Source organism: Paenibacillus gallinarum (genome assembly GCF_014836635.1).
GTDB classification, from domain to species: Bacteria; Bacillota; Bacilli; order Paenibacillales; family Paenibacillaceae; genus Paenibacillus; species Paenibacillus gallinarum.
Genome location: NZ_JACSQL010000002.1, coordinates 64,202 through 87,669, shown reverse-complemented (window position 1 = coordinate 87,669; position 23,468 = coordinate 64,202). Strand labels below are relative to the sequence as shown.

21 protein-coding genes are annotated in these 23,468 nt (G+C 41.9%); 7 read left to right on the top strand and 14 right to left on the bottom strand.

Going from position 1 to position 23,468, the window contains the following annotated elements; genetic code table 11:
• Positions 1-453: 453 nt before the first annotated feature.
• On the top strand, positions 454-2,370 hold the full coding sequence (locus H9647_RS05365; RefSeq protein ID WP_191798745.1) for an endonuclease MutS2: 1,917 nt from the start codon (positions 454-456) through the stop codon (positions 2,368-2,370).
• A 114-nt stretch (positions 2,371-2,484) separates the two neighbouring features.
• Positions 2,485-2,694, top strand: coding sequence for a cysteine-rich CWC family protein (locus tag H9647_RS05360; protein ID WP_225229107.1), 210 nt, complete (start codon positions 2,485-2,487; stop codon positions 2,692-2,694).
• A gap of 87 nt (positions 2,695-2,781) precedes the next feature.
• On the opposite strand, the gene H9647_RS05355 is transcribed toward H9647_RS05360, so the two are convergent.
• On the bottom strand, positions 2,782-4,056 hold the full coding sequence (locus tag H9647_RS05355; protein ID WP_318245267.1) for an MFS transporter: 1,275 nt from the start codon (positions 4,054-4,056) through the stop codon (positions 2,782-2,784).
• Positions 4,053-4,553 (bottom strand): ArsR/SmtB family transcription factor, encoded by a 501-nt coding sequence (locus H9647_RS05350; RefSeq protein WP_191798744.1) that lies wholly within the window; start codon positions 4,551-4,553, stop codon positions 4,053-4,055. Before H9647_RS05350 ends, H9647_RS05355 begins: the two co-directional genes overlap by 4 nt.
• A 448-nt stretch (positions 4,554-5,001) precedes the next feature.
• Here H9647_RS05350 and H9647_RS05345 point away from each other — a divergent pair, with 448 nt between their 5' ends.
• Genes H9647_RS05345 through H9647_RS05330 form a run of 4 tightly spaced genes read left to right on the top strand, consistent with a single transcriptional unit; the run spans position 5,002 to position 7,829 of the window.
• Positions 5,002-5,631 carry a hypothetical protein gene (locus tag H9647_RS05345; RefSeq protein ID WP_191798743.1) on the top strand — a complete coding sequence of 210 codons (630 nt, stop codon included), beginning with the start codon at positions 5,002-5,004 and terminating at the stop codon, positions 5,629-5,631.
• Between the two features lie 42 nt (positions 5,632-5,673).
• Positions 5,674-5,811 (top strand): hypothetical protein, encoded by a 138-nt coding sequence (locus H9647_RS05340; RefSeq protein ID WP_191798742.1) that lies wholly within the window; start codon positions 5,674-5,676, stop codon positions 5,809-5,811.
• 1 nt (position 5,812) lies between these two features.
• Positions 5,813-7,153: an arsenic transporter gene (locus H9647_RS05335; protein WP_191798741.1), complete on the top strand. Its 1,341-nt coding sequence runs from the start codon at positions 5,813-5,815 to the stop codon at positions 7,151-7,153.
• A 13-nt stretch (positions 7,154-7,166) separates the two neighbouring features.
• Complete coding sequence (locus tag H9647_RS05330) at positions 7,167-7,829, top strand: DUF2642 domain-containing protein (protein WP_191798740.1); 663 nt, start codon at positions 7,167-7,169, stop codon at positions 7,827-7,829.
• Positions 7,830-7,954: 125 nt separating this feature from the next.
• Here H9647_RS05330 and H9647_RS05325 read toward each other — a convergent pair whose 3' ends face one another.
• The 11 genes from H9647_RS05325 to H9647_RS05275 form a co-directional block, all read right to left on the bottom strand.
• Positions 7,955-8,293: a hypothetical protein gene (locus H9647_RS05325; RefSeq protein WP_191798739.1), complete on the bottom strand. Its 339-nt coding sequence runs from the start codon at positions 8,291-8,293 to the stop codon at positions 7,955-7,957.
• Between the two features lie 205 nt (positions 8,294-8,498).
• Positions 8,499-10,211 (bottom strand): phosphoenolpyruvate--protein phosphotransferase, encoded by a 1,713-nt coding sequence (gene ptsP, locus H9647_RS05320; RefSeq protein ID WP_191799420.1) that lies wholly within the window; start codon positions 10,209-10,211, stop codon positions 8,499-8,501.
• Positions 10,204-10,479 (bottom strand): HPr family phosphocarrier protein, encoded by a 276-nt coding sequence (locus H9647_RS05315; protein WP_160034496.1) that lies wholly within the window; start codon positions 10,477-10,479, stop codon positions 10,204-10,206. Before H9647_RS05315 ends, ptsP begins: the two co-directional genes overlap by 8 nt.
• 105 nt (positions 10,480-10,584) lie before the next feature.
• A complete protein-coding gene (gene ptsG / locus H9647_RS05310; protein ID WP_191798738.1) occupies positions 10,585-12,630 on the bottom strand; it encodes a glucose-specific PTS transporter subunit IIBC in 2,046 nt (681 codons plus the stop codon).
• 247 nt (positions 12,631-12,877) lie between these two features.
• Positions 12,878-13,732, bottom strand: coding sequence for a glucose PTS transporter transcription antiterminator GlcT (glcT, locus tag H9647_RS05305; RefSeq protein ID WP_318245266.1), 855 nt, complete (start codon positions 13,730-13,732; stop codon positions 12,878-12,880).
• Between the two features lie 140 nt (positions 13,733-13,872).
• Positions 13,873-15,393: a flotillin family protein gene (locus H9647_RS05300; protein WP_191798736.1), complete on the bottom strand. Its 1,521-nt coding sequence runs from the start codon at positions 15,391-15,393 to the stop codon at positions 13,873-13,875.
• A 28-nt stretch (positions 15,394-15,421) separates the two neighbouring features.
• Positions 15,422-15,940, bottom strand: a complete 519-nt coding sequence (locus H9647_RS05295) for a protease (RefSeq protein WP_191798735.1) — start codon at positions 15,938-15,940, stop codon at positions 15,422-15,424.
• A gap of 163 nt (positions 15,941-16,103) precedes the next feature.
• Positions 16,104-17,267: an iron-containing alcohol dehydrogenase gene (locus tag H9647_RS05290; RefSeq protein WP_191798734.1), complete on the bottom strand. Its 1,164-nt coding sequence runs from the start codon at positions 17,265-17,267 to the stop codon at positions 16,104-16,106.
• A gap of 177 nt (positions 17,268-17,444) precedes the next feature.
• The gene (locus H9647_RS05285; protein ID WP_191798733.1) at positions 17,445-19,070 is read right to left on the bottom strand and encodes a UDP-glucose--hexose-1-phosphate uridylyltransferase; all 1,626 of its coding nucleotides are present in this window, start codon (positions 19,068-19,070) and stop codon (positions 17,445-17,447) included.
• A 4-nt stretch (positions 19,071-19,074) separates the two neighbouring features.
• On the bottom strand, positions 19,075-20,076 hold the full coding sequence (galE, locus tag H9647_RS05280; protein ID WP_191798732.1) for a UDP-glucose 4-epimerase GalE: 1,002 nt from the start codon (positions 20,074-20,076) through the stop codon (positions 19,075-19,077).
• Positions 20,077-20,079: 3 nt separating this feature from the next.
• Positions 20,080-21,258 carry a galactokinase gene (locus H9647_RS05275; RefSeq protein WP_191798731.1) on the bottom strand — a complete coding sequence of 393 codons (1,179 nt, stop codon included), beginning with the start codon at positions 21,256-21,258 and terminating at the stop codon, positions 20,080-20,082.
• 223 nt (positions 21,259-21,481) lie between these two features.
• On the opposite strand from H9647_RS05275, the gene H9647_RS05270 reads away from it, so the two are divergent.
• The gene (locus H9647_RS05270) at positions 21,482-22,369 is read left to right on the top strand and encodes an AraC family transcriptional regulator (protein ID WP_225229106.1); all 888 of its coding nucleotides are present in this window, start codon (positions 21,482-21,484) and stop codon (positions 22,367-22,369) included.
• 85 nt (positions 22,370-22,454) lie between these two features.
• Here H9647_RS05270 and mgrA read toward each other — a convergent pair whose 3' ends face one another.
• Positions 22,455-23,456: an L-glyceraldehyde 3-phosphate reductase gene (gene mgrA, locus H9647_RS05265; RefSeq protein ID WP_191798730.1), complete on the bottom strand. Its 1,002-nt coding sequence runs from the start codon at positions 23,454-23,456 to the stop codon at positions 22,455-22,457.
• Between the last annotated feature and the right edge of the window lie 12 nt (positions 23,457-23,468).

Here is a 23,468-nt window from a genome sequence, read left to right as displayed (position 1 = left end):
ATACTGAGGATTTCTTTTTTTCGTCCCTATAGCGACGTTTATTTTTTGATGCCCTGCTATGGCGACTAGATCATCCTCGTGAAATCAGTTAAGAACAGCGGACAACATAACTCTCCAGTGGGTAGTCACCCTCGGATATTTTTGTGAACGTAAGGCCGTGCTGTTTTTCAGCACGGTTTTTTTGTACCTCCATTACATCTTGAGGGTACCGTTAACAAGAAAGGCCGCGTAGATGAACGGAAATGATTAGGCGAAGGATTTATGCATGCTCTGTAAGCCACAAGCTTATGAAGGCTGCAGACCATTCCTTTCTGCGATCATTTCTACTTATCGTACGCCCCACCTATCTGAGATCTCCCCTCTTTAAAAGGCAGAGCAATGAACGCAATCGTTCATTGCTCTGCCTTTTTCTATTTTTCACAACACTTTAGGAAACGAAAAGGAGCTTATCACATGAATAAGAGCAGTAAACAGCGTCTTGAATTTGAAACGGTAAAAGAACAACTGAAAAGTTATGCAGTATCCTATCTTGGCGAGGCTCATATAGAGCAGCTTGAACCGATCATGAATGTGAAGATCATTCGTCAGAAACTGGCGGAAACAGAAGAAGCTCTAGAGCTGATCCGTTATAGTTCCAGCATTCCACTCCCCTCCCTAACAGGGATGGAAAATATCATGAATCTGCTGGGCACCGGATATCTGTTTACAGAACAAGATTTTATGAACCTGTTGCAGTTTTTAAGAAGTTGTCAGCAACTCCAGAAATATATGATCAGCAAACAAGACATCGCCCCAAGCGTGGCGTCCTATGCGAATTCTATGTATACCTTGGATTCCCTTAGGGAGGAAATAGAAAGATGTATTCATCTGGGACGAATTACGGATCAGGCTAGCAAGGAACTGGCGAAAATCCGCAAACAATCAGCAATTTCTGAAGAACGGCTGAAAAAGAAACTAGACACTTTATTAAACAAGCACCGTTCCATTTTACAAGATCAGTTAGTAGCAAAAAGGGGCGATCGTTATTGCCTTCCTGTTCAAAAAGAGTTTCGCAAACAGCTAAAAGGTACCATCATCGACGAGTCAGCAAGCGGCCAGACTGTATTTATTGAACCCACCGATATTTCGATGCTCCAAATGGAACTGAATATGTACAGAGCACAGGAACAGCGTGAAGAAAGTAAAATTCTCAGTGAACTTACCCAGCTTGCTGACTCTTATAGGTATGAACTGCAAGTGAATACCTATACGGTGGGTCTGTACGATTTTCTATTAGCAAAAGCGCGTTATGCTCTATCCATACAGGCACGATCAGTGGAAATAACGAGTGATGGGAGCATCCATTTACGTGAAGCAAGACATCCTCTTGTTAAAAACATGGTCCCGCTCGATTTCCATATTGGTGATTCTTATCGATCTCTCATTATTACAGGACCCAATACAGGCGGAAAAACGCTTTGTTTAAAAACGATTGGTCTGCTTACGCTAATGGCACAATCGGGTCTGCTTATTCCCGCTGGCGAAGGAAGTAAACTTAGCATGTTTGAACAAATTGCAGTGGATATAGGCGATGGGCAGAGCATTGAACATGCACTGAGTACTTTTTCTGCGCACATTAAGAACATGATTGATATTCTAAGTATAGCGAGTGCATCGACTCTCGTTCTGATTGACGAAATGGCTTCTGGGACAGATCCCGGTGAAGGCACCGGACTATCGATTGCCCTGCTTGAAGAATTGCATAAAAGAAAGGCTGTCGTTGTTGCCACGACTCATTTTACCGAGATCAAAAACTTTGCAGGCAGTACACCCGGTTTTGAAAATGCACGGATGGAATTCGATACAGAATCGCTTAAGCCCCTGTATCAACTAACGATTGGGCAAGCGGGACAGAGCTATGCTTTTGCAATTGCACTGAAACTTGGAATACCGCCTCACATCATTGAACGGTCAAAAGAAATTGCAGCTAAACCGGTCGCAACTGCCTTCCCATTCTCAGCAGCATCTGCTGCGACTTCACCAGTAATAGAGGTGGAAGACTCCTCCCCCGTTCAGCATGATCGCCGCGAGGAGAAACAGAAGAAACAACCGTTAAAAACGGGAGATCGTGTATCGATTCCTTTTATGAAGGAGTCTGGAATTATTATAGAGACGGATGCGAGAGGTCAATGCACCGTGCTCGTAAGAGGCAAACGAATTCAGATCGCTCGTAAAAGATTACAACTTCAAATCTCTGCAGAAGAGCTGTATCCAGAAGAGTATGATCTTGATATTGTATTTGAGTCGAAAGACGTCCGTAAGAAACGGAAATTAATGTCCAAAAAACATGTGCCAGGACTGACCATCGAAAGAAGACCGGAAGATCTGTAAGGTAGAAACTTTATTTTAATTGCGCCATTCTGTTCTGTCACACAGAGCTTCTACGGCATCCCGCAGAAATATGATAAACTATATGAAATTATAATTCAGTAAGAGAGGTTCTATATGGACACACGCTCCATGAATAATCCGCTGATATGCCCTTTATGCCGGAAACCTAATCACTGTGCCTATGCTGCGGGAAGACCTGCTGAGGAGTGCTGGTGCATGAGTCTATCTGTACCCAAAGCACTGCTTGCGCAAATTCCAGACGAACAAAGAGGCAAATCTTGTGTATGCGAAGCCTGTGTAAGAGCGTATAAGGCAGATGCCTGAAGGTAAAAAGCACCCTAAAGAATGGACACTCATAGAAGAATCTCTATTCTTTTAGGGTGTTTTTTTAGATTAGCTATGCAAATTTGCTTATGCCTGGAATACTTTATCCGTAACATGATCAGAGCTTGGGAGCTTCCGGGTCGTCTTATCTAACAACCAATACAAACCAATCGATAACACAGACAGTCCGCTTAAACCAATAATCACTTCACTTCCAAACACTTCTCCTAGAATACCTCCGCATAACGATCCAATGGGCGCTGCAATACCGCTGAGGCTGTAGGATGCAGAGAATACTCTGCCTAATAGATGCTGAGGAATTCCTTTTTGGATATAAGAATTGATCAGAATATTGGTCACTCCGCCGGGAACCCAAGACAAACCGTATATGATCATCATCATCCAGATATTTGGGCTGAGCACACTAAGGGTCCACAATATACCGCTCGCAGAAAACGCAACGGCATAGATAAGACCCATACCGATTCTTTCTAACTTCAAAAAAGGAGCGATCAAGGCTCCAAACATACTCCCCATCGCTTGCGCCATCAGTAAAAGCCCATACAATTCGGGGCCCCCATGTAATTTACTAAACGCAGGTAAAACCACAAACGTTGCTCCCCCGACCAAGTTAATAAGGATCATTCCCCAAAGAAGTCTCGAGAACGATTTACCTAATAGAATGTGGATTCCTTCCCAGAGTTCTGTTTTATAGCGTTGTAATATCACTGATATTTTTTCCTTTTTAACTGGTTGACTCTGTTCGAGTTGCTGCTTATGTTTCGGAATTCGGAGGAAGGAGAATAAAATAGCACTGATTATAAATAGGACGGAATCCAGTAAGTAAATGGAGACAGCTCCGATGATCACGATGAGTACACCGGATACTGCATTACAAAAGGTATCAATCCCCTGACCCGCAAAGGTGAAATAGGAGTTCGCTTTAGTGAGATCTTTTTTACTGACGAATGAAGGTAACGATGACATTTGTGCGGGGTATATGAGTGTGTTGAAGATCGATATAATTGGTGAAATGATAAGAACAAGGACAACATTCAGCTGTCCAAAATAACTTGCTATAGGAATAATCAATAGTAGAAAAGCTTGTATGAGCTGAGTATGGATGAGCAGATGCCGTATCGATATCCGGTCTATGATCGGTCCGCTGAAGAATTGAATAAACCTGGGTATTAGCGAGAGGAAACCAGCGAGCCCCGTATAAAAAGTAGAGCCGCCAAGCTCCGATACCAGCCACATTGCCGCTACGGCATAGATGGAGTCTCCTACATTCGTGACGAGCCTTCCAAAGAACATAAATAGAAAATTCCGATTCAAGAACAGATTCATAGATGGTTCACTCACCCTTTCTTCTCTTGCTTAGGCTCTGTCGATATGATCTTGACTCCAATACTGAATTCTTGTTTATCTTCGTTCCTCTCGGCTGTGGATTTCTCAACCCAACGTTCCAGAAAGGCTCTAAATTCACTCGTCATTTCTTCTTTCTGCGCCCCAGTTAACTCCAACCGGATGCTTAATTTGCTTGCGTCTGCAGACTCATATTGATCACTGAGTACGGGATCAATGATCTCCGCTCCCTCCGTGTTAAACCATTTCGACTTGGATTGATAATATTTTTCGATAACCCCCCCGTTCTTTTTCTCCTCGACAATTTCAAGCAGACCGCCATCGTACAGTTTTTTGATGTGGTAGTGAATATTCCCGCCGGATTCACCAAGAAGATCAGCGACTTGTTTTGAGGTTTTCGGAGAATCGAGCAGATACTTCATAATTTTTACTCGCAGTGCACTGCTTAATAATTTTGATTGTTGAACGGAAATATTCAGCATTTCCTCATTCATAAATGAGTTCCCCTTTATCAATCTGTTTTTACAGATCATTGATCTGTAAAATTAGATTATCATCTAAAACTGTAATTGTAAACCATATCTTGAATGTTTATATCTCGGCTATATATTAAATTGAAGTTGCTCCTGAAGCTGGACCAACTAAAAAAGACTATTAACCGCTCCCGCCGGTCATAGCCTTAAACATGGTGAAAATACTAATCTTTTAACCTTCCCTCTCTTATCTTCTTCATTGAATTCTGATAAAAAGTAAACGATCTACCTGTAAATCATAGATAAATAACTAGATTCAAAGTCAAATGTATGTTTGGCTAGTCCCTTTTTGCTACAAGTCACATATTAATAAACTACAGATAGACTTGAAGGACCAATGGAGGGGAACAATCTGAAATTGATTCTTCTAATCTATCAAATTTTAAGTAAGAGGAAGGGGAAATAAATAATGAATAAAAAGGGACAAAGTATGAGAGGTTTACTAGGTAAAGTAGTAAAGATTAACCGAGGTGGACCAGAATCATTTGAAGGAACATTAGTAAAGGTAAGTTCGGACTATATGGTTGTTCGTAACAAAGAAGGCTTCATTTATGTGAATGAAGCCCATGTTAAAAGTATAACCGAAGCAGGACATTCCCACCGTGAAAAAGGACCGAAGCAGAAGCTTATCCATTCCAATGATTTTCATGGAGTATTAAAATCTTTACGTCTTAAGCGCGTGCAGATCAATCAGGGTGGACCTGAAAAATTAGAAGGGGTCCTCGTAAGTGTGACTCATAATCGATTGATCATCATCTTGAAAAACAATGAAATAGTTCGTGTTTTCATTCATCATGTTAAAACAATCTCTGTTCATGTGCACGGCCACAATAACGAAAACCATGAAAATAATAACCAATCTAAAGATAATCAATCCAAGGACAACAAGTCGAATGACAATAAATCTAAAGATAACAAATCGAATGACAACCAAACGAGAGGCAACCAATCCGGAGCAAGAAACAGTAACTCCAGAGGCAATCAATCCCGGGGTACTCAAGCCCAAGGAAATCGGAGTGCAAAGAAAACAGCAAAATAAGATAAAGAAATAAGTTCAATCAAACTAAAGGGGGGAATCATCATGTTGATATTTATAGCAATCATTCTAACTGGCGTACCTCTATACTTCATTGTTCTTCCTAAGAGATATCCGCCGTCCGAAGAAACAGCCATACAGCTGACACAAGGAATTCTTCCCTTAGGAGGTGAATCCCAATAGAATGCTTGATTATCAGCTTTGGCTGACCTTTGGTGTATTCATCACTACTGTGATCTTATTAATGTGGCGTCCACGCGGAATGAATGAATCTATTCCAACCTCTTTGGGCGCCCTTCTTCTTATCCTTACTGGAGTAACCAGTTATACCCACATTATTGACATTTTCGGTATCGTCTCAGGGGCTGCCGTAACCATTCTATCGACCATCGTCATGTCTATTATCCTAGATAGTATCGGTTTCTTTCGCTGGATTGCTATCAACATGATCGATAAGGCAAAGGGGTCCGGTATTGCATTATTTTGGCTTATCATTTTACTTTGTTTCCTGATGACCATATTTTTCAACAATGACGGCAGTATATTGATCACAACCCCCATTATCATTCGCATCTGCTCTATACTTCGTTTGAAATTGCATCAAAAGCTTCCTTATCTACTCTCAGGCGCTTTAATTGCAACTGCTTCGAGTGCTCCTATCGGGTTAAGTAATTTAGCAAATCTGATTGCTCTGAAAATGGTGGGACTCGACTTAAACACATACACACTCATGATGTTTGTCCCTTCCATGCTGGGCATTATAAGTATTATGTTATTACTCTATTATTACTTCCACAAAAATATCCCTAAAAAGATTCATCATTTCCCTAACCAGGTCTCTTCTGCAAACTATCATCCATTACAGACACCACCTGATGAAGGCGAAAAGGTGGATTGGTGGTTATTCCGGGTCTGCATCAGCATCGTCGTTTTCATTCGCGGAGGTTTTTTTCTAGCCGAGAGCGTAGGTATCCCTATGGAGATCGTTGCAATCACTGGCGTTGTTCTCTTGTTATCCGTTAGATATTACCGCACTCGTCAAGGACTGCGAGATGTGTTTACACAGACACCTTGGCATATCTTATTGTTTGCATTCAGTATCTATGTAATTGTGGATAGCCTGCATCGAGCTGGTATCACTGAATCGTTAATCGATCTATTAAAGCCGATTGCTGAAATGGGAGATGCTGCTTTGATTGTATCATCCGGCATTTTAATTACCCTTCTATCCAATCTAGTAAATAATTTGCCTTCCGTTATGATTGGAACTTTTGTAGTTACCGATCTCGGCCTAACAGACCATCAACTTCACCTAGCCTATCTTGCTAATATTTTAGGAAGTGATATTGGAGCACTGCTAACACCAATCGGTACCCTGGCAACACTGATCTGGATGTATATATTAAAAACTAACCATATTCGTATCTCTTGGAAACAGTATATGAAAGTCACGTTTATTGTGATACCCATTGGTCTAATCATCAGCCTAGTCTCCCTGTATATTTGGACATTAATTTTGTTTTGAGAGGAGGAAAACCGTGCAGCTGATTACATCTTGGTTAGGTAAACAAGCAGAGTTCGTACTTTCCGGTTGTAAGAATCCGATTCAAGGAGAAATGATCGATATCGGAAATGATATTCTTGTCGTCTATGAAAATAACCGTTATATTTATATTCCGATTCATCATCTGCAGCAGATGAGACTTGCTCCCCATAGAAGTAATATGTCCGTCAACACGCCTCCTGATCCTGCCATTGACCATAGTAAAATTTCTTATCGTAAAATACTAATGAACTCAAGAGGAATCTTTAGTGAAATATCATTAGGCGATCAATCGATCCATGGATACGTCACTGCGATTATGAACGATTACTTTGTATTTTTCTCTCCCCTTCACCACTCGGTTTTTATTTCTGTAAAGCATCTAAAATATATCGTCCCCTATCCGGTAAACACTACTCCATTCTCCCTGAGGCACGAGCACTTTCCTGTACAACCTGCTGCTATATCGCTATCCCGAACACTAGATCAACAGCTTCATAAACTGAAAGGACAACTTGTTACTTTGAATCTTGGAGCTAAACCGTACCGAGCCGGATTACTAAAAAATGTGGAAGGTAATCTGCTCGAATTGGTAGAGGCGGAAGGCACATCCCTGATGATGCACACGGACCATATCCAAGCGATTCATGTGCCTTGATCAGTATAAAATACAAGAAGACCTTACTGAGGATCTGTTCCCAGCAAGGTCTTTCTTCTATATTTTTATTTCTATATATTAAACATGCTCATTCTCAAAAAAACTCTTTCACCTTGAAAATGGAGCTACCTCTTCTCCCACACTAACTCAAGATTTGTTTTATCTGATCCCTGAATATATATTTTATGTAGATCTTTATATTTATTTTTGATGTTGAGATGGAAGTCACCGCTGGATTTATGGAGGCTGAGTAGATTTCCTTGGATCTGTACATAAAGGGCATGATCACGGTAATCTACTTTGTAACCTTTGTACAGGCTGGCACTATCTATAATTCCACCTGTTAAAGATATAGATTGTTCTGATACCTTGCTTTCAGATATATAGATGATTTCTGGATTAATTACATTAAAGTACGGTAACAACATGATTCCAATAATGACGATAAAAAAGCCAATTATCATTCCTATCCTCATCAAGACGCTCTTCAAGAAATATTCACCTCATCCTTTTTGATTAAAGTCTACCCTGCCATTCATGAAGAAGCAATGCTTACATACCTGCTTCACTCGGTTCTATAAAAAAAAACGGTATCCGCATAAAGCGAATACCGTAGTTACTGCAAAAGCAGTTATGAATTTCATTGGAAAATGATAGAGGTCTTGAAAACTATTGTCCGATACTGCGAACAAGTTCAACGACTTGTTCTGCGGTTTGCATATCCAGCGCTTTTGCTGCAAGTTCTTTCATCTCTGCTTGAGACAGCTTAGTTAGCTGACTGCGAGCAGGAAGAATAGAAGTTGCGCTCATGCTGAATTCATCAAGACCGAGGCCGAGAAGAAGCGGAATAGCTGTTGTATCTCCTGCCATCTCACCGCACATTCCCGTCCATTTACCTTCACGATGCGATGCATCAATGACCATTTTGATCAAACGAAGGATGGATGGGTTATATGGTTGATACAAGTAAGATACACGCTCATTCATGCGGTCTGCTGCCATTGTGTACTGAATCAGATCGTTCGTTCCGATACTGAAGAAGTCCACTTCTTTAGCAAATTGATCCGCTAATACCGCAGTTGAAGGAATCTCAACCATGATACCGAGCTCAATCTTATCCGCAACTTCGATACCTTCCTTCACAAGCTTCTCCTTCTCTTCGAGAAGAACTGCTTTTGCTTCACGGAATTCACCCAATGTTGCGATCATCGGGAACATGATTTTTAGGTTCCCATGGACACTTGCCCGCAGCAATGCGCGTAGCTGCGTACGGAAGATATCCTGACGATCCAGACAGAGGCGAATTGCACGGAAGCCAAGGAAAGGATTCATTTCTTTTGGAAGATCAAGGTATGGAAGTTCTTTATCGCCACCGATATCGAGTGTACGAACAACAACGGGTTTGCCTTCCATTTTTTCAAGAACCGTTTTGTATGCATTGTATTGTACATCCTCGGAAGGAAGCTTATCGCGTCCCATATAAAGGAATTCTGTACGATACAAACCTACGCCTTCTCCGCCGTTATCAAGCACACCTGCTACATCATTAGGAGTTCCAATGTTAGCAGCAAGCTCGACATGAACACCATCAACCGTTACAGTCGGCTCATCGCGAAGTTTTCTCCACTCTTCAACCTGAGCAGCATAAGCTGTTTGTTTGGATTTATATTCTTCTACCACGGAATCGTCTGGGTTAACAAGAACTACTCCGTCTAATCCGTCTACGATGATCAGATCGCCGCTCTTAGCTTGTGTAAGAATGTCTTTCGTTCCTACAACAGCAGGAATTTCAAGAGATCTTGCCATAATCGCAGAGTGAGAAGTACGTCCGCCAATGTTCGTTGCAAAACCAAGAACATATTTGCGGTTGAGTTGTGCTGTATCCGAAGGAGTTAAATCTTCAGCAAGAACGATCACTTCTTCATCAATCTCTGCTGGATTCACAACTGTAAGACCAAGCAAGTGACCAAGCACACGTTTGGTAACGTCACGCATATCAGCAGCACGTTCTTGAAGATAAGCACTCTTCATATTTTCAAACATTTGAATAAATGTTGTTGCTGTTTCATCCAAAGCAAACTCAGCGTTTACTTTTTCATCAGCGATTTTGGATTTTACTGGATCAATAAGTTCAGGGTCATCCAAGATCAAAAGATGAGATGCAAAGATCTCAGCTTTTTTCTCCCCAAGTTCCTGTAACGTTTTTTCTTTGATTGCTTCGAGCTCGGCTCTGGATTTCTCCAAAGCCGCCTCTAGTTTAGCAATCTCTGCGTCTACGTCGTTAATCGAGCGTTTCTCTACAGAGTAATCAGGGTGCTCCAAGATAAACGCTCGGGCAATGGCAATACCAGCCGAAGCAGCAATCCCGGAAACATTAGGCATTAATTTCGCCCAACCCTTCGTTAACCATAACATCAGTCAAAGCTTGAAGTGCTTCTGCTTCGCCTTCACCGTTAACGATGATGCTGATTTCATCACCTTTTTCAAGACCAAGGGAAAGTACACCCAAGATGGATTTCAAAGTTACTTTTTTACCTTTTGCTTCTGCGAAAGATTCTGCACCTTTGAATTTGTTAGCTGTGTTTACCAGCGCTGTTGCTGGACGTGCATGGATACCGTCTTCGTCTGTAATTCTGAATGATTGTTGCATATGGATTCATCCCACTTTCTGTTATTTTAGTTTGGATTTCATTTCAACCATAAAATCACGTAATACATATTACCTTTTTTTTAATGGTTGTGAACCTCAAAATTTTTAATGAATTGTGATAATTTTTTCTTCTCCAGCCTTTTGTACACCTGATTTTTCCAACTTAACCACAGAACCTTCAGGCAGATTAGAGAAAATTACCGGGGAAATAATAGATGGTGCATTTGCTTTCACATATTCCACATCTACTTCCATAATTGGTTGACCAGCGGATACGATATCGCCTTCTTCAACCAACACTTTGAATCCTTGTCCTTTAAGTTTAACCGTGTTAACCCCAATATGAACAAGTACTTCTTTTCCACCATCGGACAAAATACCGATTGCGTGCTTACTAGGGAATACATTAAACACTTTTCCGTTAACCGGAGAATGAATCGTATTCTCATGTGGCAGGAAGGCAAAACCATCACCTGTCATTTTCTCAGAGAAAACAGGGTCAGGTACTTGCGTAATGTCCAGAAGTTCACCATTAGCAGGCATTACAATTTGCTCAGGGATAATTGCTTCACCAGACTCACCTTGAGCTTGTTCTACCTCTGGTTCTGGATCAACTTCCGGTGCCGCAGGAGTACGGCCATCCATAATATCTTTCATTTGCGACTTGATTGTGTCTGAACGTGTACCGAAAATAGCTTGTACATTATTACCCACTTCAAGAACACCCGAAGCGCCTAAATCTTTTAGACGATTCTTATCAACTGTCGATTTATCTTTAACTTCAATACGAAGTCTGGTGATACATGCATCCAGGTGTTTAATATTATCCGAACCGCCAAATGCTTTCAAGATTTGATGAGGCAATTCGTCTTTAGAACCTGCACCTGTCGAACCTGTTTCAATGACTTTTTCTTCACGGCCCGGTGTTTTGAGATTGAATTTCGTAATAACAAAACGGAAACCGAAGTAATATATTACCGCAAATACAAGACCCACGACAATAACAAGATACCATGGCGTACGGTTAGGAATAACCCCGAACAAGATGTAGTCAATTAAACCGCCCGAGAAAGTCATCCCGATCTTAACGCCCAGGATTTGCATTACCATAAAGGACAGACCAGCAAATACAGCATGGACTGCAAACAAAAGTGGTGCAACAAACAAGAAAGAGAATTCAAGTGGTTCTGTAATACCTGTTAGAAACGCGGTAAGAGCACCGGATACCATCAGGGAACCAACCACTTTTTTGTTCTCTGGTTTAGCTGTGTGATAGATCGCCAGCGCTGCTGCAGGAAGTCCGAACATCATGAACGGATATTTACCGGTAGTAAACGTACCTGCTGTGAATTCAACTCCATCACGAAGTTGAGCCATAAATATACGCTGGTCACCACGAACCACTTCACCTGCTTGGTTGATATATTCTCCAAATTCAAACCAGAACGGAGAATAGAAAATATGATGAAGACCAAAAGGAATCAATGAGCGTTCGATGGTACCGAAAATGAATGCTGACAATGTCTCGTTCGAACTAATCATGCTCTGAGACACAAAGTTTAGTCCATTTTGAATCGGCGGCCATACGAGCGTAAGAACCAATCCGATTAATAATGAAAACGCAGCAGTAGCAATAGGTACAAAACGCTTACCTGCAAAGAATCCCAAGTACGACGGAAGTTCAATTTTGAAAAACTTATTATACATCGCCGCAGCCAAGACCCCGATTATAATACCGCCAAATACCCCAGTCTGTAAGGTAGGAATACCTAGTACACTAGCATAAGCAGCACCTTGTTGTGATAATACATAATCGTTTACACCCAGTACTGTTCCCATCGTTACATTCATGATGAGATAACCAATAATTGCTGCGAGCCCGGCAACCCCGTCTCCTCCAGCAAGACCTACTGCAACCCCAACGGCAAACAGTAAGGATAAGTTATCAAATACGATTTGCCCTGAGTTCATAAGAACATTGGCAATCACCTGTACCCAGTGTGCTTCAAGGACAGGTACGTACTGCAGAAAGTCTGGATTGACTAACAAGTTACCAATCCCTAGAAGCAAACCGGCTGCCGGCAAGATCGCTACCGGAAGCATGACCGCTTTACCGACACGCTGCAACACGCCGAAAAGCTTTTTGAACATTTTCGTCACTCCTTCTGTAAAATCCACATAGTGTTAATTGAAAACGCAAAAAAAGCATGAGTTAATAGAGTATTCTTGTTCGACCTATGGGTTATCTTGCCCCATTATGGTCTTCATCAATCATACTTTTCTCAACTCATGCCTGATCGTATCAGTAACACGTTGTAAGTATTAAGTTGTTAAGCTTGTCAAGGACTACATAATAGCACCATCTAAAAAAGAGTGCAAGCCTTTTCAACAAAAAAATTCATTTTTTTGATTCCTGTTCTTTTTTTTGTGACAGTCGTTGCAAGTGTAACGCGAGATAGCTGACTTCTGCTGCATACACCGCGTGCTTCATACGTTTTTCCATAACTTTCGTTAATGTCCATGAAAGGGAGTACATCTCTGGATATTCTTTACTTAGGAGAGAATCCAGTTTTTGAACCTCAGCCACTTCTTCTCCGCGCTTAATCCGTTCAATTGCAAACCTTAAATGTGTAACAAGCCTAGAATAATCTAAGGAATGTCTAGGAATTTGATAATCAAGTTTATCTTCCACGATAGATACAAGATCGGCAATTAATTTAGAATGTTGCTGCACTTCGCTTAGGTTCTGATTCGTCATTGCACTGTAGATATGGAGAGCGACGAATCCTACTTCTTCTTCTCCTAAATCTACACCAAGCCGTTCCTTGATCAGATTTATGGCATACGATGCTAAACGGTATTCCACAGGATAAATTTCCTTAGTCTCATACAAAAAAGGATTGTGCAATACAATACCTTGTTCCATCCGTTTCAGTGCAAATGCAATATGATCCGTTAGAGCAATGTGAATATGTTCATTTAGCTTCACATTACTCTCACTTGTTATATATAAAATAATATCGTTTATTGTCTCTATTAGTTTTTCACTCACTCGCGGAATGAGTTGTTTGTACTGCTCTTGTTCTTCCTGATTGGTTAAAATAAACATCTTCTCTACCGTTTGAAGCGGGATGATATCTCCAGACTTGCGATGAAAACCAATCCCCTTACCGATAACAACAACTTCCTCGTGTTCTGGATGGGTTCCAATAATAACGTTATTGTTCAGTACTTTTGCCACTTTCAGGTTCACTTTTGCACCTCTTTTGCCCCATAATTCTTGTAACATCCGCACAGTAAATTCAGATAAGGCATACTGCTAAAAGTAACAAATTATGAGGCAGAGGTCAAATGTAGATCTTTGTAAACAAAGCTAATAAAACAGGTAATTCCTTAGATTGAATCTTTGGTCGCTGCAACTTCAACAGGAATGTTGATTTTTTCTATTGTTGCCGGCTCTTCTTTACTCAGTTTTTTAGTGAAACCTTGGATAAGTTGCTCTACGTCAATGCCGGATACACTCTTAAGCATTTCCGGTGCAGTCGCCATCAGTTCTGTCACATAATTACTTACGCGTGCAGCGCCCTCACCTTTACCCGTATCTACCACGGTTAACTTATCAATAGAAGAAATTGGTTCTGCAATTTTACCGGCAAGTTCAGGCAGCATTTTCACAATAATATCGAGTACCGCTGCTTCTCCAAATTTTTGGAAGGCTTCGGCCAATTTCTCTTTTGCTTCGGCTTCTGCTAAACCGCGTAGACGAATAACTTCTGCATCCGCAGTACCTTTCGCGAGTTCTGCATCCGCCATCGCTTGACCTTCGAGTCTTTTTTGCTCTGATGTTGCCTTTGCTTGAGTTTCGATCGAATACTGAAGTGCTTCTGCTTCACGCATTCTTTTTGTTCTATCAGCTTCCGCTGCCTGTTCAACTGCATAACGATCGGCTTCGGCCTTTTTCTTCACTTCTGCATCGTATTGTTTCTCACGAACCATAATTTCTTTTGCTTGCAAATCAATTTCACGTTCTTTACGTACGAGTTCAACTTTCATTTGCTCTTCAACCATCGTCTGTTTTGCACGTGCTTCTTGTATATGATAAGCCTGATCTGCTTCTGCTTTGGCTGTATCTTGATCTTTCTTAAAGGAAGCGACTTTCAATTCTTTTTCTTTAGCAGCTTCTGCAATGTTCGTATCCCTTAAAAGTTCTGCTTTTTGCCCCTGCTCTTCTGCATTTGCTTTTTGAATTCTCGCATCCCGTACTGCTTCAGCTTCGGCAATTTCAGCATCCCTTTTCACCATAGCAATACGAGGTTTACCAAGAGCATCCAAGTAACCATGTTTGTCACGTACATCTTTAATCGTGAATGACACAATGCTAAGACCCATTTTTTTGAGGTCTCTTGCCGCTACCCCTTGCACTTCTTGAGCAAAACGGTCCCGGTTACGGTACACTTCTTCTACGGTCATCGTACCAAGAATGGCTCGAAGATGTCCTTCAAGCACTTCCTGTGCCTCGCCTCTTAGGGCTTCTACTGGTTTCCCAATGAACTGCTCTGCTGCAGTTGCTACATCTTCAATTGAACTTCCTACTTTGATAATAGCTACACCATCCGCAATAACAGGAACTCCTTGCTCTGTATATACTTCTGGAGTCATTACATCAAGCTTGTGAGATAATAAAGAGATAAATTCGGATTGCTGGAATACCGGCCATATAAACGTACCGCCACCTCGAACAATTTTAATTTTTCGTCCGCTGTCATCATCTGAGATGTATTTGTTCCCTAAAAAAGAACCTGTTACGATCATGGCCTCATCCGGCCCAACTGTTTTGTACCTGGCCCAAAAAGCAATACCTAATACAAGAATCACACCTACAACAATAGCAGGAACTACGAACACATCTGGCATACTCATCTCTCCCTATTCATAATCAATTTTAATAATCCAGTTCAGCCACTTGAAGAACTCCATCAGCGACCTCGACAACAACGACTTGGGTTCCGGCAAGAATAGGTTTGGCTTCAAAACTAGTTGCGGTATGTACCGTATTTCCGCTTACCAGCTTAATCATCACCTCTCCATATCCCTTTTCTGGAACAGGAACTGTAATTTCACCCATCTTGCCTGTCAGCTCTTTTATGGAAAAGCCTGTGGACATCTCACTATTGCGTGCTGGCTTTATGTAGGCAAAAAACACAAGTACGCCGCCTAGCAGTCCAATGAGCAAAGAAAGAAAAAGATGCCCTGCCGTATCAAGCTCTGTGTACTTGGAGAGCATGATTCCCGCTCCACCAAAGATCGTAATCACACTTGCAATGACCGTTGTATTTAAAAAATCAAAACCCGGAAATTCAGCAACACCTTCAAACAAGCCATCCAGCAAATCCCCAAATAAAACGCCGATAACTGCGAAAAGCGCTCCTCCAATCAGACAAGACCAGTATAAAGTTTCCATGTTCCACCCCCTCTCGTCTCCTTAGCACATGTAAATTAATACGTATGAATCAGGAAAATGTTTCAATATTTTGAAACCATGGGAAAGCTAATTAAAAAGCCCTTCGCAGAGTAAACACCTGCAAAGGGCTTTTGGTTATACCTATTATATATACAATTGCTAATTACAATGAAGCTTTGTAGATTGCCACAACATCTTCACGTTGCAGTTTGTTAAAGTTACCGAATGGGCCGAATACCATTGCTTTATCTGCCATTGTATCAATTTGGCTGTCGTCAATATCATAATCAGCTAAGCGGCTTGGCGCTCCAATGGAAGTCCAGAATGCGCGAAGTGCTTCAATTCCTTCAAGGGCAATTTGCTCATCGCTTTTGCCTTCTGGATTCACTTCGAATACATTAATTGCTAAGCGTTTGAATCGAGCTACATCCACATAAAGGTTATGTTTCATCCAGTTCGGGAACAAGATCGCAAGTCCACCGCCATGAGGGATATCATATACCGCAGATACCGCATGCTCGATGTTGTGGGTCGCCCAGTCTCCTGCAAGTCCCATACTTACCATACTGTTTAGAGCCATCGTACCACAGTATAGAATCGTTTCACGCAGTTCGTAATTTTCAAGATCATTGATCAGTTTTGGCGCAGCTTCCATCACCGTGCGAAGTAGCGTCTCACAAAATCCAAGCTGAACCGGAGTGTTTGGATCCAAATGGAAGTAATGCTCCAGTACATGAGACATCATATCAACCATTCCATATACCGTTTGATCTAGAGGTACAGAGTACGTATGTTCCGGATCAAGAATGGAGAATACCGGGAAGACGAATGGGCTTCCCCAGCCCAGTTTTTCCTGAGTATCCTGATTTGTAATAACAGACCCGCTGTTCATTTCTGAACCTGTTGCAGCCATTGTCAGCACTGTTGCGAGTGGCAAAGCATCTTGAGGCATTGCTGTGCGTTTGCAGAAATCCCACATATCTCCATCATACTTCGCGCCTGCTGCGATGGCTTTTGAACAGTCAATTACACTGCCGCCGCCAACAGCAAGAATTAAGTCAATTCCTTTATTTTTACAAATCTCTACTCCTTGATGAACAGTGGACAAGCGCGGGTTTGGTTCCACACCAGACAATTCATGTACTTCTGCCCCAATTTCGTTAAGAAATGAAAGGACCTGATCATAAAGACCGTTACGCTTTATACTTCCTCCGCCATATACAAGCAGAACTTTTTTTCCGTATTTCGGTACTTCTGTTTTTAAAGCTTCTAACTGTCCTTTCCCGAAAATTAGACGGGTTGGATTATAAAATTGAAATGATCTCATCGTGAGAATCGCCTCCAGATTGGTTTAAAAGAATAGCGCCTATATTATAATGACGTTCTCTCATTATAATTGCCAAAGTATAGTAAAACAAATTTATAGACCTTTCAAACGAAAGAATACTAGATTTAAAGTAACATTAGAATAAAGCACACCCTCGATCGAAGGTGTGCTTTATGGTTAGTTTAGTTCTGTAAAACCAACATGTTGTACAAAACGCCGGAATGCGGCTTTACCTGCTTCATCCCGTTTAAATACGCCGGCATGTTCGAGAATCTTAGCAAATTTAATACCCGCTTCTTCTTGAACCTTACCCACTGCTTCCTCCTTGGATAAGGAGGTTCCATATTTATCTGCAAGCTCATCAATCCATACTCTGTGTTTATAAAGGACAGATTGCTCATTGCTTACCGTTTCTTGTCTAAGTTCATGATTTCCTGCTAGCATGTCTGCAATGAGATCAAGTTCTTCTTTTAAACGACCTGGCAAAATAGCTAGTCCCATAACTTCGATTAGGCCGATGTTCTCTTTTTTAAGGTGATGCATCTCTGGATGCGGATGGAAGATTCCGTCTGGATACTCGCTGCTCGTACGGTTATTACGCAGTACTAAATCCATTTCATACTGCCCATCTTCTGTACGGCGAACAATAGGAGTTACCGTGTTATGAGGTATCCGTTCTCCGCTTCCCTCTGTATGTGACAAGATATCAACTGTAGCATCACTGTATTCCTTCCACGCCTCGTAAATTTCATTTCCTGTTTCAAGAAGCGCATCAGGACTTTCGGACGTCAGACGAAGCACAGACATAGGCCATTTCACAAGACTAAGCTTCACTTCTGGAGCTTTTTCACTCGTAAATACAGCTTCCTGTACGGCCTTCTGAATTGGGAATGTATGACGTCCTCCCTGGAAGTGATCGTGCGTTAGAATACTTCCGCCAACGATGGGAAGATCAGCATTGGATCCAATAAAATAATGCGGATACTGATCAACAAACCCCAGCAAACGGCGAAGGGTATCCTTAGTCAGTTTCATCGGTACATGATCATGATGGAACACGATACAGTGTTCGTTGTAATACACATACGGTGAGTACTGGAACAACCATTTTTCTTGATTCATAGTTAACGGAATCGTTCTGAGATTCTGACGAGCTGGATGGTTAATCCGGCCCCGATAGCCTACATTCTCCCGGCATAACTGACATTTTGGATAAACAGGAGGTGGCAAAAGTTTTGCCATTGCAATCTCTTTCGGACTTTTTTCCGGCTTGGATAGATTGATTGTAATCTCCATGTCGCCATACTCTGTAGACTGTTTCCAGTACACATTCTTCTTAACTCGTTCCATCCGAATATAATTAGAATCAATTGACAGTTGGTAGAAACGATCCGTAGCCGCCTGAATTCCTGATTTCGACTCATTCTCACGGAACTCTCGAATTACCTCAGATGGACGGGCCATAAGAAGACCCATGATCTGAGCATCGAGCAAATCACGATAGGTATCCGTATTCTCTGGGATCAGTCCAATCTGGGCACCATAATCAATCAGAATATCGAGAACAGGCTGCGGTCCGGAAAGTTCGGACTTATCTACCTCTCCTGCAAAAGGCTCATCGAATTGAAACAAGCTAAGCAGCTGATTGCGGCTGTAATCTACATCTGCATCTTCTATAAGGGTGTGTCTGTGAGCAAACAATACCAGCCTTTCAATGGCATGAAGCGCTTCTTCTGCAGCTGATAAGGACTGTGAAATTTCTTTAGTTGTTCCTGCACCGGCGTTCATATTCATATCAGACATTGACTTACTCTCCTTTTTTGTTCGTACTATAACCTTCCGGATGAGACTGGTGCCAGCCCCATGCGCTCGCGATCACGTCTTCTAGATTCGTATATTTAGGTTCCCACCCGAGAACAGAACGAGCTTTTGATGAAGAAGCTACAAGGACTGCTGGATCTCCTGCTCTGCGTGGTTCCATGACAACTGGAATTTCAAGGCCTGTCACTTTTTTCGCAGTTTCGATTACTTCTTTAACACTGAATCCTGTGCCGTTTCCTAAGTTGAATACATTGCTTTCTTCGCCCTTGCGAAGATAATCTACAGCCCGCAAATGCGCATCTGCCAGATCGCTCACATGGATGTAGTCACGAATACAAGTACCGTCTTCCGTTTTATAATCATCACCGAAAATAGCAATTTGTTTGCGTTGTCCAAGTGCAGTTTGCAGTACCAACGGGATCAGATGGCTTTCCGGCTGATGATCTTCCCCAATTTTCCCATCCTTATGAGCACCTGCTGCATTAAAGTAACGAAGGGATACATACTTAATGCCGAGTACTTTATCAAACCAAGACATCATGCGTTCCATCATGAGCTTCGTCTCACCATATACATTCGTAGGTTCGGTACGATCTGTTTCTTCAATCGGTACTTTCTCCGGCTCGCCGTAGGTAGCAGCTGTGGAAGAGAATACGATTTTGCTAACCCCTGCGTTATTCATTGCTTCAAGAAGAGTTAATGTACCAAATACGTTATTGTCATAATATTTTGCCGGATTCTGCATGCTTTCACCAACCAGTGAATTCGCTGCAAAATGGATAACTGCTTCAATCTTATTCTCCGCAAACACCTGATCCAAAAATGCTTTGTCTCGCAAGTCGCCTTCGTAAAAAGCTCCACCAAGTATCGCTTCACGGTGCCCTGTCTGTAAGTTATCCACTACGACTACTTCTTCTCCGCGTTCAAGGAGTGCCGCCACCGTATGAGATCCAATATATCCTGCTCCACCTGTAACTAAAATCGCCATTTTTTATTCCTCCCCGTCCCATTCTTTAACTCCATCGCCAACACCACATACATAGAATTCGCCTTCAAGACCTGTACGCTCTTTATAGGCAGTTCCTACTTCCTTAACAAAACGCTCTACATCATCTTCATGTACAAGAGATACCGTACATCCGCCAAATCCTGCACCTGTCATTCTAGCACCGAGTGTTCCTGGAATCTTACGTGCTTCTTCTACCATGACGTCGAGTTCTGTACAGCTTACTTCATACAAATCACGAAGGGAGTCATGAGAAGCGTTCATCAGTTGACCGAATGTCGTAAGGTCGTTCGCACGGAGTGCTTCAACAGAAGCAAGTACACGTGCATTTTCTTCTACAACGTGTCTAGTCCGGTTTTTCAGTACTTGTTCTCCAAGATGTACTTCGAGCTGCTCATATTGTTCTGGCTTCAGCTCAGCAAGATACTCGAGTGACGGTACATGTTCTTTCAGAATGGAAAGAGAACGATCACATTGTTCGCGGCGTTCGTTATATGCGGAATCTACCAATCCCCGGCGTTTGTTCGTGTTACCAATAACGAGCTTGTAAGAGCCGGTTTGGAAAGGAACATGTTTGTATTCCAGCGTATCGCACATTAGCAAAATCGCATGATCTTTTGCCCCGTTTGCAACCGCAAACTGATCCATAATACCGCTGTTTACTCCAACATACTGGTTCTCCGCACGTTGAGAAAGAAGGGAAAGTTCTACCGTATCGATCTTACCGCCTTCCATCGTTAGCAGTGCAAATCCAGTAAGAACTTCTAGCGAAGCGGAAGAAGACAATCCTGCTCCATTCGGAATTTCGCCATGGAATAACAGGTCATATCCTTTTGTTACGGGAGTTCCTGCTTTTTTCAATTCAACCATGACACCCACTGGATAATCGATCCACTCTTCTGTCTTGGAAGCACCAATTTCACCTACTTTAACAGACGCTGTATAAGGAATATTGGTAGAGAAAAAGTGAATTTCGTCATCATCACGCTCGCGAATGAGCAAAGTTGTACCAAATTCAAGTGCTGCTGGCAGTACATAACCGCCGTTATAATCAATATGTTCACCGATCAGATTTACACGTCCCGGAGCATAAAATACACGAATGTCAGAAGAGCTGTTACCGTACTGGTTAATAAAAGAAGCTGTAAGATTTTGCACGTTCACGGGTATATCACCTCTTGTATAAGTTGTTTTGATTTATAGGTTTAGTATACTTGAAAGCGTTACACATGGTAATGTAGTGATGTGTTTTATATATGGACAAATGTGACCTTCAAATAAAACTATACATGGAAAACATTGGTATTCAGGGCGTGTTCACCCTGTTTTTTATGGTATAATCCTTATATCAATAACTAGATAAATCCATAAGGGAGAGCCCATTCCCATGATGCAAAACGAAATTTCATATACGTATTCTATAGCTTCTAATCCAGTTTCTTACGAGAATAGTTCTTTGCACGTTCTGTTTGCAGGAGAAAGTCAAACCAAGCCAAGTCATGCACTTGGGCCTAAAATTTATGATTACTACCTTCTTCATTACATTGAGTCTGGAAAAGGGATCTATAAGACGGAACATCACACCTACCATTTAAAAAAAGGGGATCTGTTTCTTATTCATCCTTCTCAGCTCGTAAGCTATGTATCTGATGAGAAAGAACCTTGGCGTTATCGGTGGATTGCTTTTACAGGGACAGAAGCCGATGAACAAGTACGATATACTGGATTCACATTAGACTTGCCCGTGTCATCTGCAGGAGAACAAGAACAATTCTCGAAGCTCCTCGGATCGATGCAAGAGGCCTTTTACGAGAAAAAAGAGAGTTCTCACCTTACCTCCTTAGGATGCTTGTATCTTGTTTTCGCTCTAGCTAAAGAACGGCTTCTTTTAGAATCGGCATTGCCACTTGTGGATGCAAGAGTCGGAGGAACAGTCAAGCAAATGATCCAGTACATGTCGACGCAGTATGCTCATCCCATCTCTATAGAACAAATGTGTTCCAGTCTTGGGTATAATCGGGCCTACCTCTCTCGTATTTTCAAAAAAGAAACGGGATTCTCTCCTGTAACCTACCTGCTCAAACTAAGAATCGATAAATCAAGACAACTGCTGCGAGAAAGACCCGAGTTATCTGTGGAACAGGTTTCTGCTTCGGTCGGGTTACCGGATGCCCTCTACTTTTCAAGGCAATTTAAGCGTTTTTACAAACAATCACCAACTGCCTATCGAAAGCAGGTGCAAGCGCATCCCGGCGACAAAAATTCATTTCCTTGAACACCCAAAAAATCCTGCCCCGAGATCACACAAGGCAGGATTTTTTATTAATTTATCATGTTCATTCGTCTATATAAGTGCAGTCCTAGGATTCATTGTCTCGAAGAATATTCTCGATTCGTTCTAGCTCTTCTGAAGAAAAATTGAGATTTTGCAGAGCATCAACATTCTCCTTAATCTGACTAGGGCGGCTCGCCCCTATAAGAGCAGAGGTGACTTTTCCACCGCGAAGTACCCACGCAAGAGCAAACTGGGCCAGACTTTGTCCTCTTGATGCTGCAATCTGATTGAGTGCGCGTACTTTGCGCAGCGTCTGAGGAGTGATTTGATTTTCGTTCAAGAATACTGACGAACTTTTTGCTCTTGAATTGTCAGGAATCCCATTCAAATACTTACTCGTAAGAACCCCTTGCTCTAATGGACAAAAAGCAATGCTTCCTACTCCGTTTTCCTCGAGTACATCCTGAAGTCCACTTTCAATCCAGCGATCAAGCATCGAATATCTCGGCTGGTGGATTAATAGCGGAGTGCCCAGTCCATTTAGAATACGAACCGCTTCTTTGGTCTGATCCGCAGAGTAGTTAGAAATTCCAACATATAAGGCTTTTCCCGAACGAACAATATGGTCTAGTGCCTGCATCGTTTCCTCTAGCGGAGTATCTGGATCAAAACGATGAGAGTAAAAAATGTCTACATAATCTAGTCCCATTCGTTTCAGGCTCTGATCAAGGCTTGATATTAAGTATTTACGTGAACCCCATTCCCCATAAGGTCCTGCCCACATGTGATATCCCGCTTTAGTAGAAATCACAAGCTCATCCCGGTAGGGTAATAGATCACTCGCAAGTACTTGGCCAAACATCTCCTCTGCTGATCCAGGAGGAGGTCCATAATTGTTAGCTAAATCAAAATGAGTAATCCCTAAATCAAAAGCGGTGCGAATCATCTCACGACCGTTCTCTACACTATTAATTCCACCAAAGTTGTGCCAGAGTCCAAGTGAGATGGCAGGCAATTTCAATCCTGAGCGTCCCAGACGATTATATGTCATCGTCTCATATCTTGCTTCATTCGCTATATATACCATTATTGTTCATCC

Bases quoted from the DNA above. Each gene is read 5' to 3' on its own strand.
- H9647_RS05325 (WP_191798739.1), bottom strand. From the start codon at position 8,293: ATGATAATTGGCTTTTTTATCGTCATTATTGGAATCATGTTGTTACCG.
- H9647_RS05295 (WP_191798735.1), bottom strand. From the start codon at position 15,940: ATGGAAACTTTATACTGGTCTTGTCTGATTGGAGGAGCGCTTTTCGCA.
- H9647_RS05340 (WP_191798742.1), top strand. From the start codon at position 5,674: ATGTTGATATTTATAGCAATCATTCTAACTGGCGTACCTCTATACTTC.
- H9647_RS05345 (WP_191798743.1), top strand. From the start codon at position 5,002: ATGAATAAAAAGGGACAAAGTATGAGAGGTTTACTAGGTAAAGTAGTA.
- H9647_RS05360 (WP_225229107.1), top strand. From the start codon at position 2,485: ATGGACACACGCTCCATGAATAATCCGCTGATATGCCCTTTATGCCGG.
- H9647_RS05270 (WP_225229106.1), top strand. From the start codon at position 21,482: ATGATGCAAAACGAAATTTCATATACGTATTCTATAGCTTCTAATCCA.
- mgrA (WP_191798730.1), bottom strand. From the start codon at position 23,456: ATGGTATATATAGCGAATGAAGCAAGATATGAGACGATGACATATAAT.
- H9647_RS05315 (WP_160034496.1), bottom strand. From the start codon at position 10,479: ATGCAACAATCATTCAGAATTACAGACGAAGACGGTATCCATGCACGT.
- galE (WP_191798732.1), bottom strand. From the start codon at position 20,076: ATGGCGATTTTAGTTACAGGTGGAGCAGGATATATTGGATCTCATACG.
- H9647_RS05335 (WP_191798741.1), top strand. From the start codon at position 5,813: ATGCTTGATTATCAGCTTTGGCTGACCTTTGGTGTATTCATCACTACT.
- H9647_RS05290 (WP_191798734.1), bottom strand. From the start codon at position 17,267: ATGAGATCATTTCAATTTTATAATCCAACCCGTCTAATTTTCGGGAAA.
- H9647_RS05365 (WP_191798745.1), top strand. From the start codon at position 454: ATGAATAAGAGCAGTAAACAGCGTCTTGAATTTGAAACGGTAAAAGAA.
- ptsP (WP_191799420.1), bottom strand. From the start codon at position 10,211: ATGCCTAATGTTTCCGGGATTGCTGCTTCGGCTGGTATTGCCATTGCC.
- H9647_RS05285 (WP_191798733.1), bottom strand. From the start codon at position 19,070: ATGTCTGATATGAATATGAACGCCGGTGCAGGAACAACTAAAGAAATT.
- H9647_RS05350 (WP_191798744.1), bottom strand. From the start codon at position 4,553: ATGAATGAGGAAATGCTGAATATTTCCGTTCAACAATCAAAATTATTA.
- H9647_RS05300 (WP_191798736.1), bottom strand. From the start codon at position 15,393: ATGCCAGATGTGTTCGTAGTTCCTGCTATTGTTGTAGGTGTGATTCTT.
- ptsG (WP_191798738.1), bottom strand. From the start codon at position 12,630: ATGTTCAAAAAGCTTTTCGGCGTGTTGCAGCGTGTCGGTAAAGCGGTC.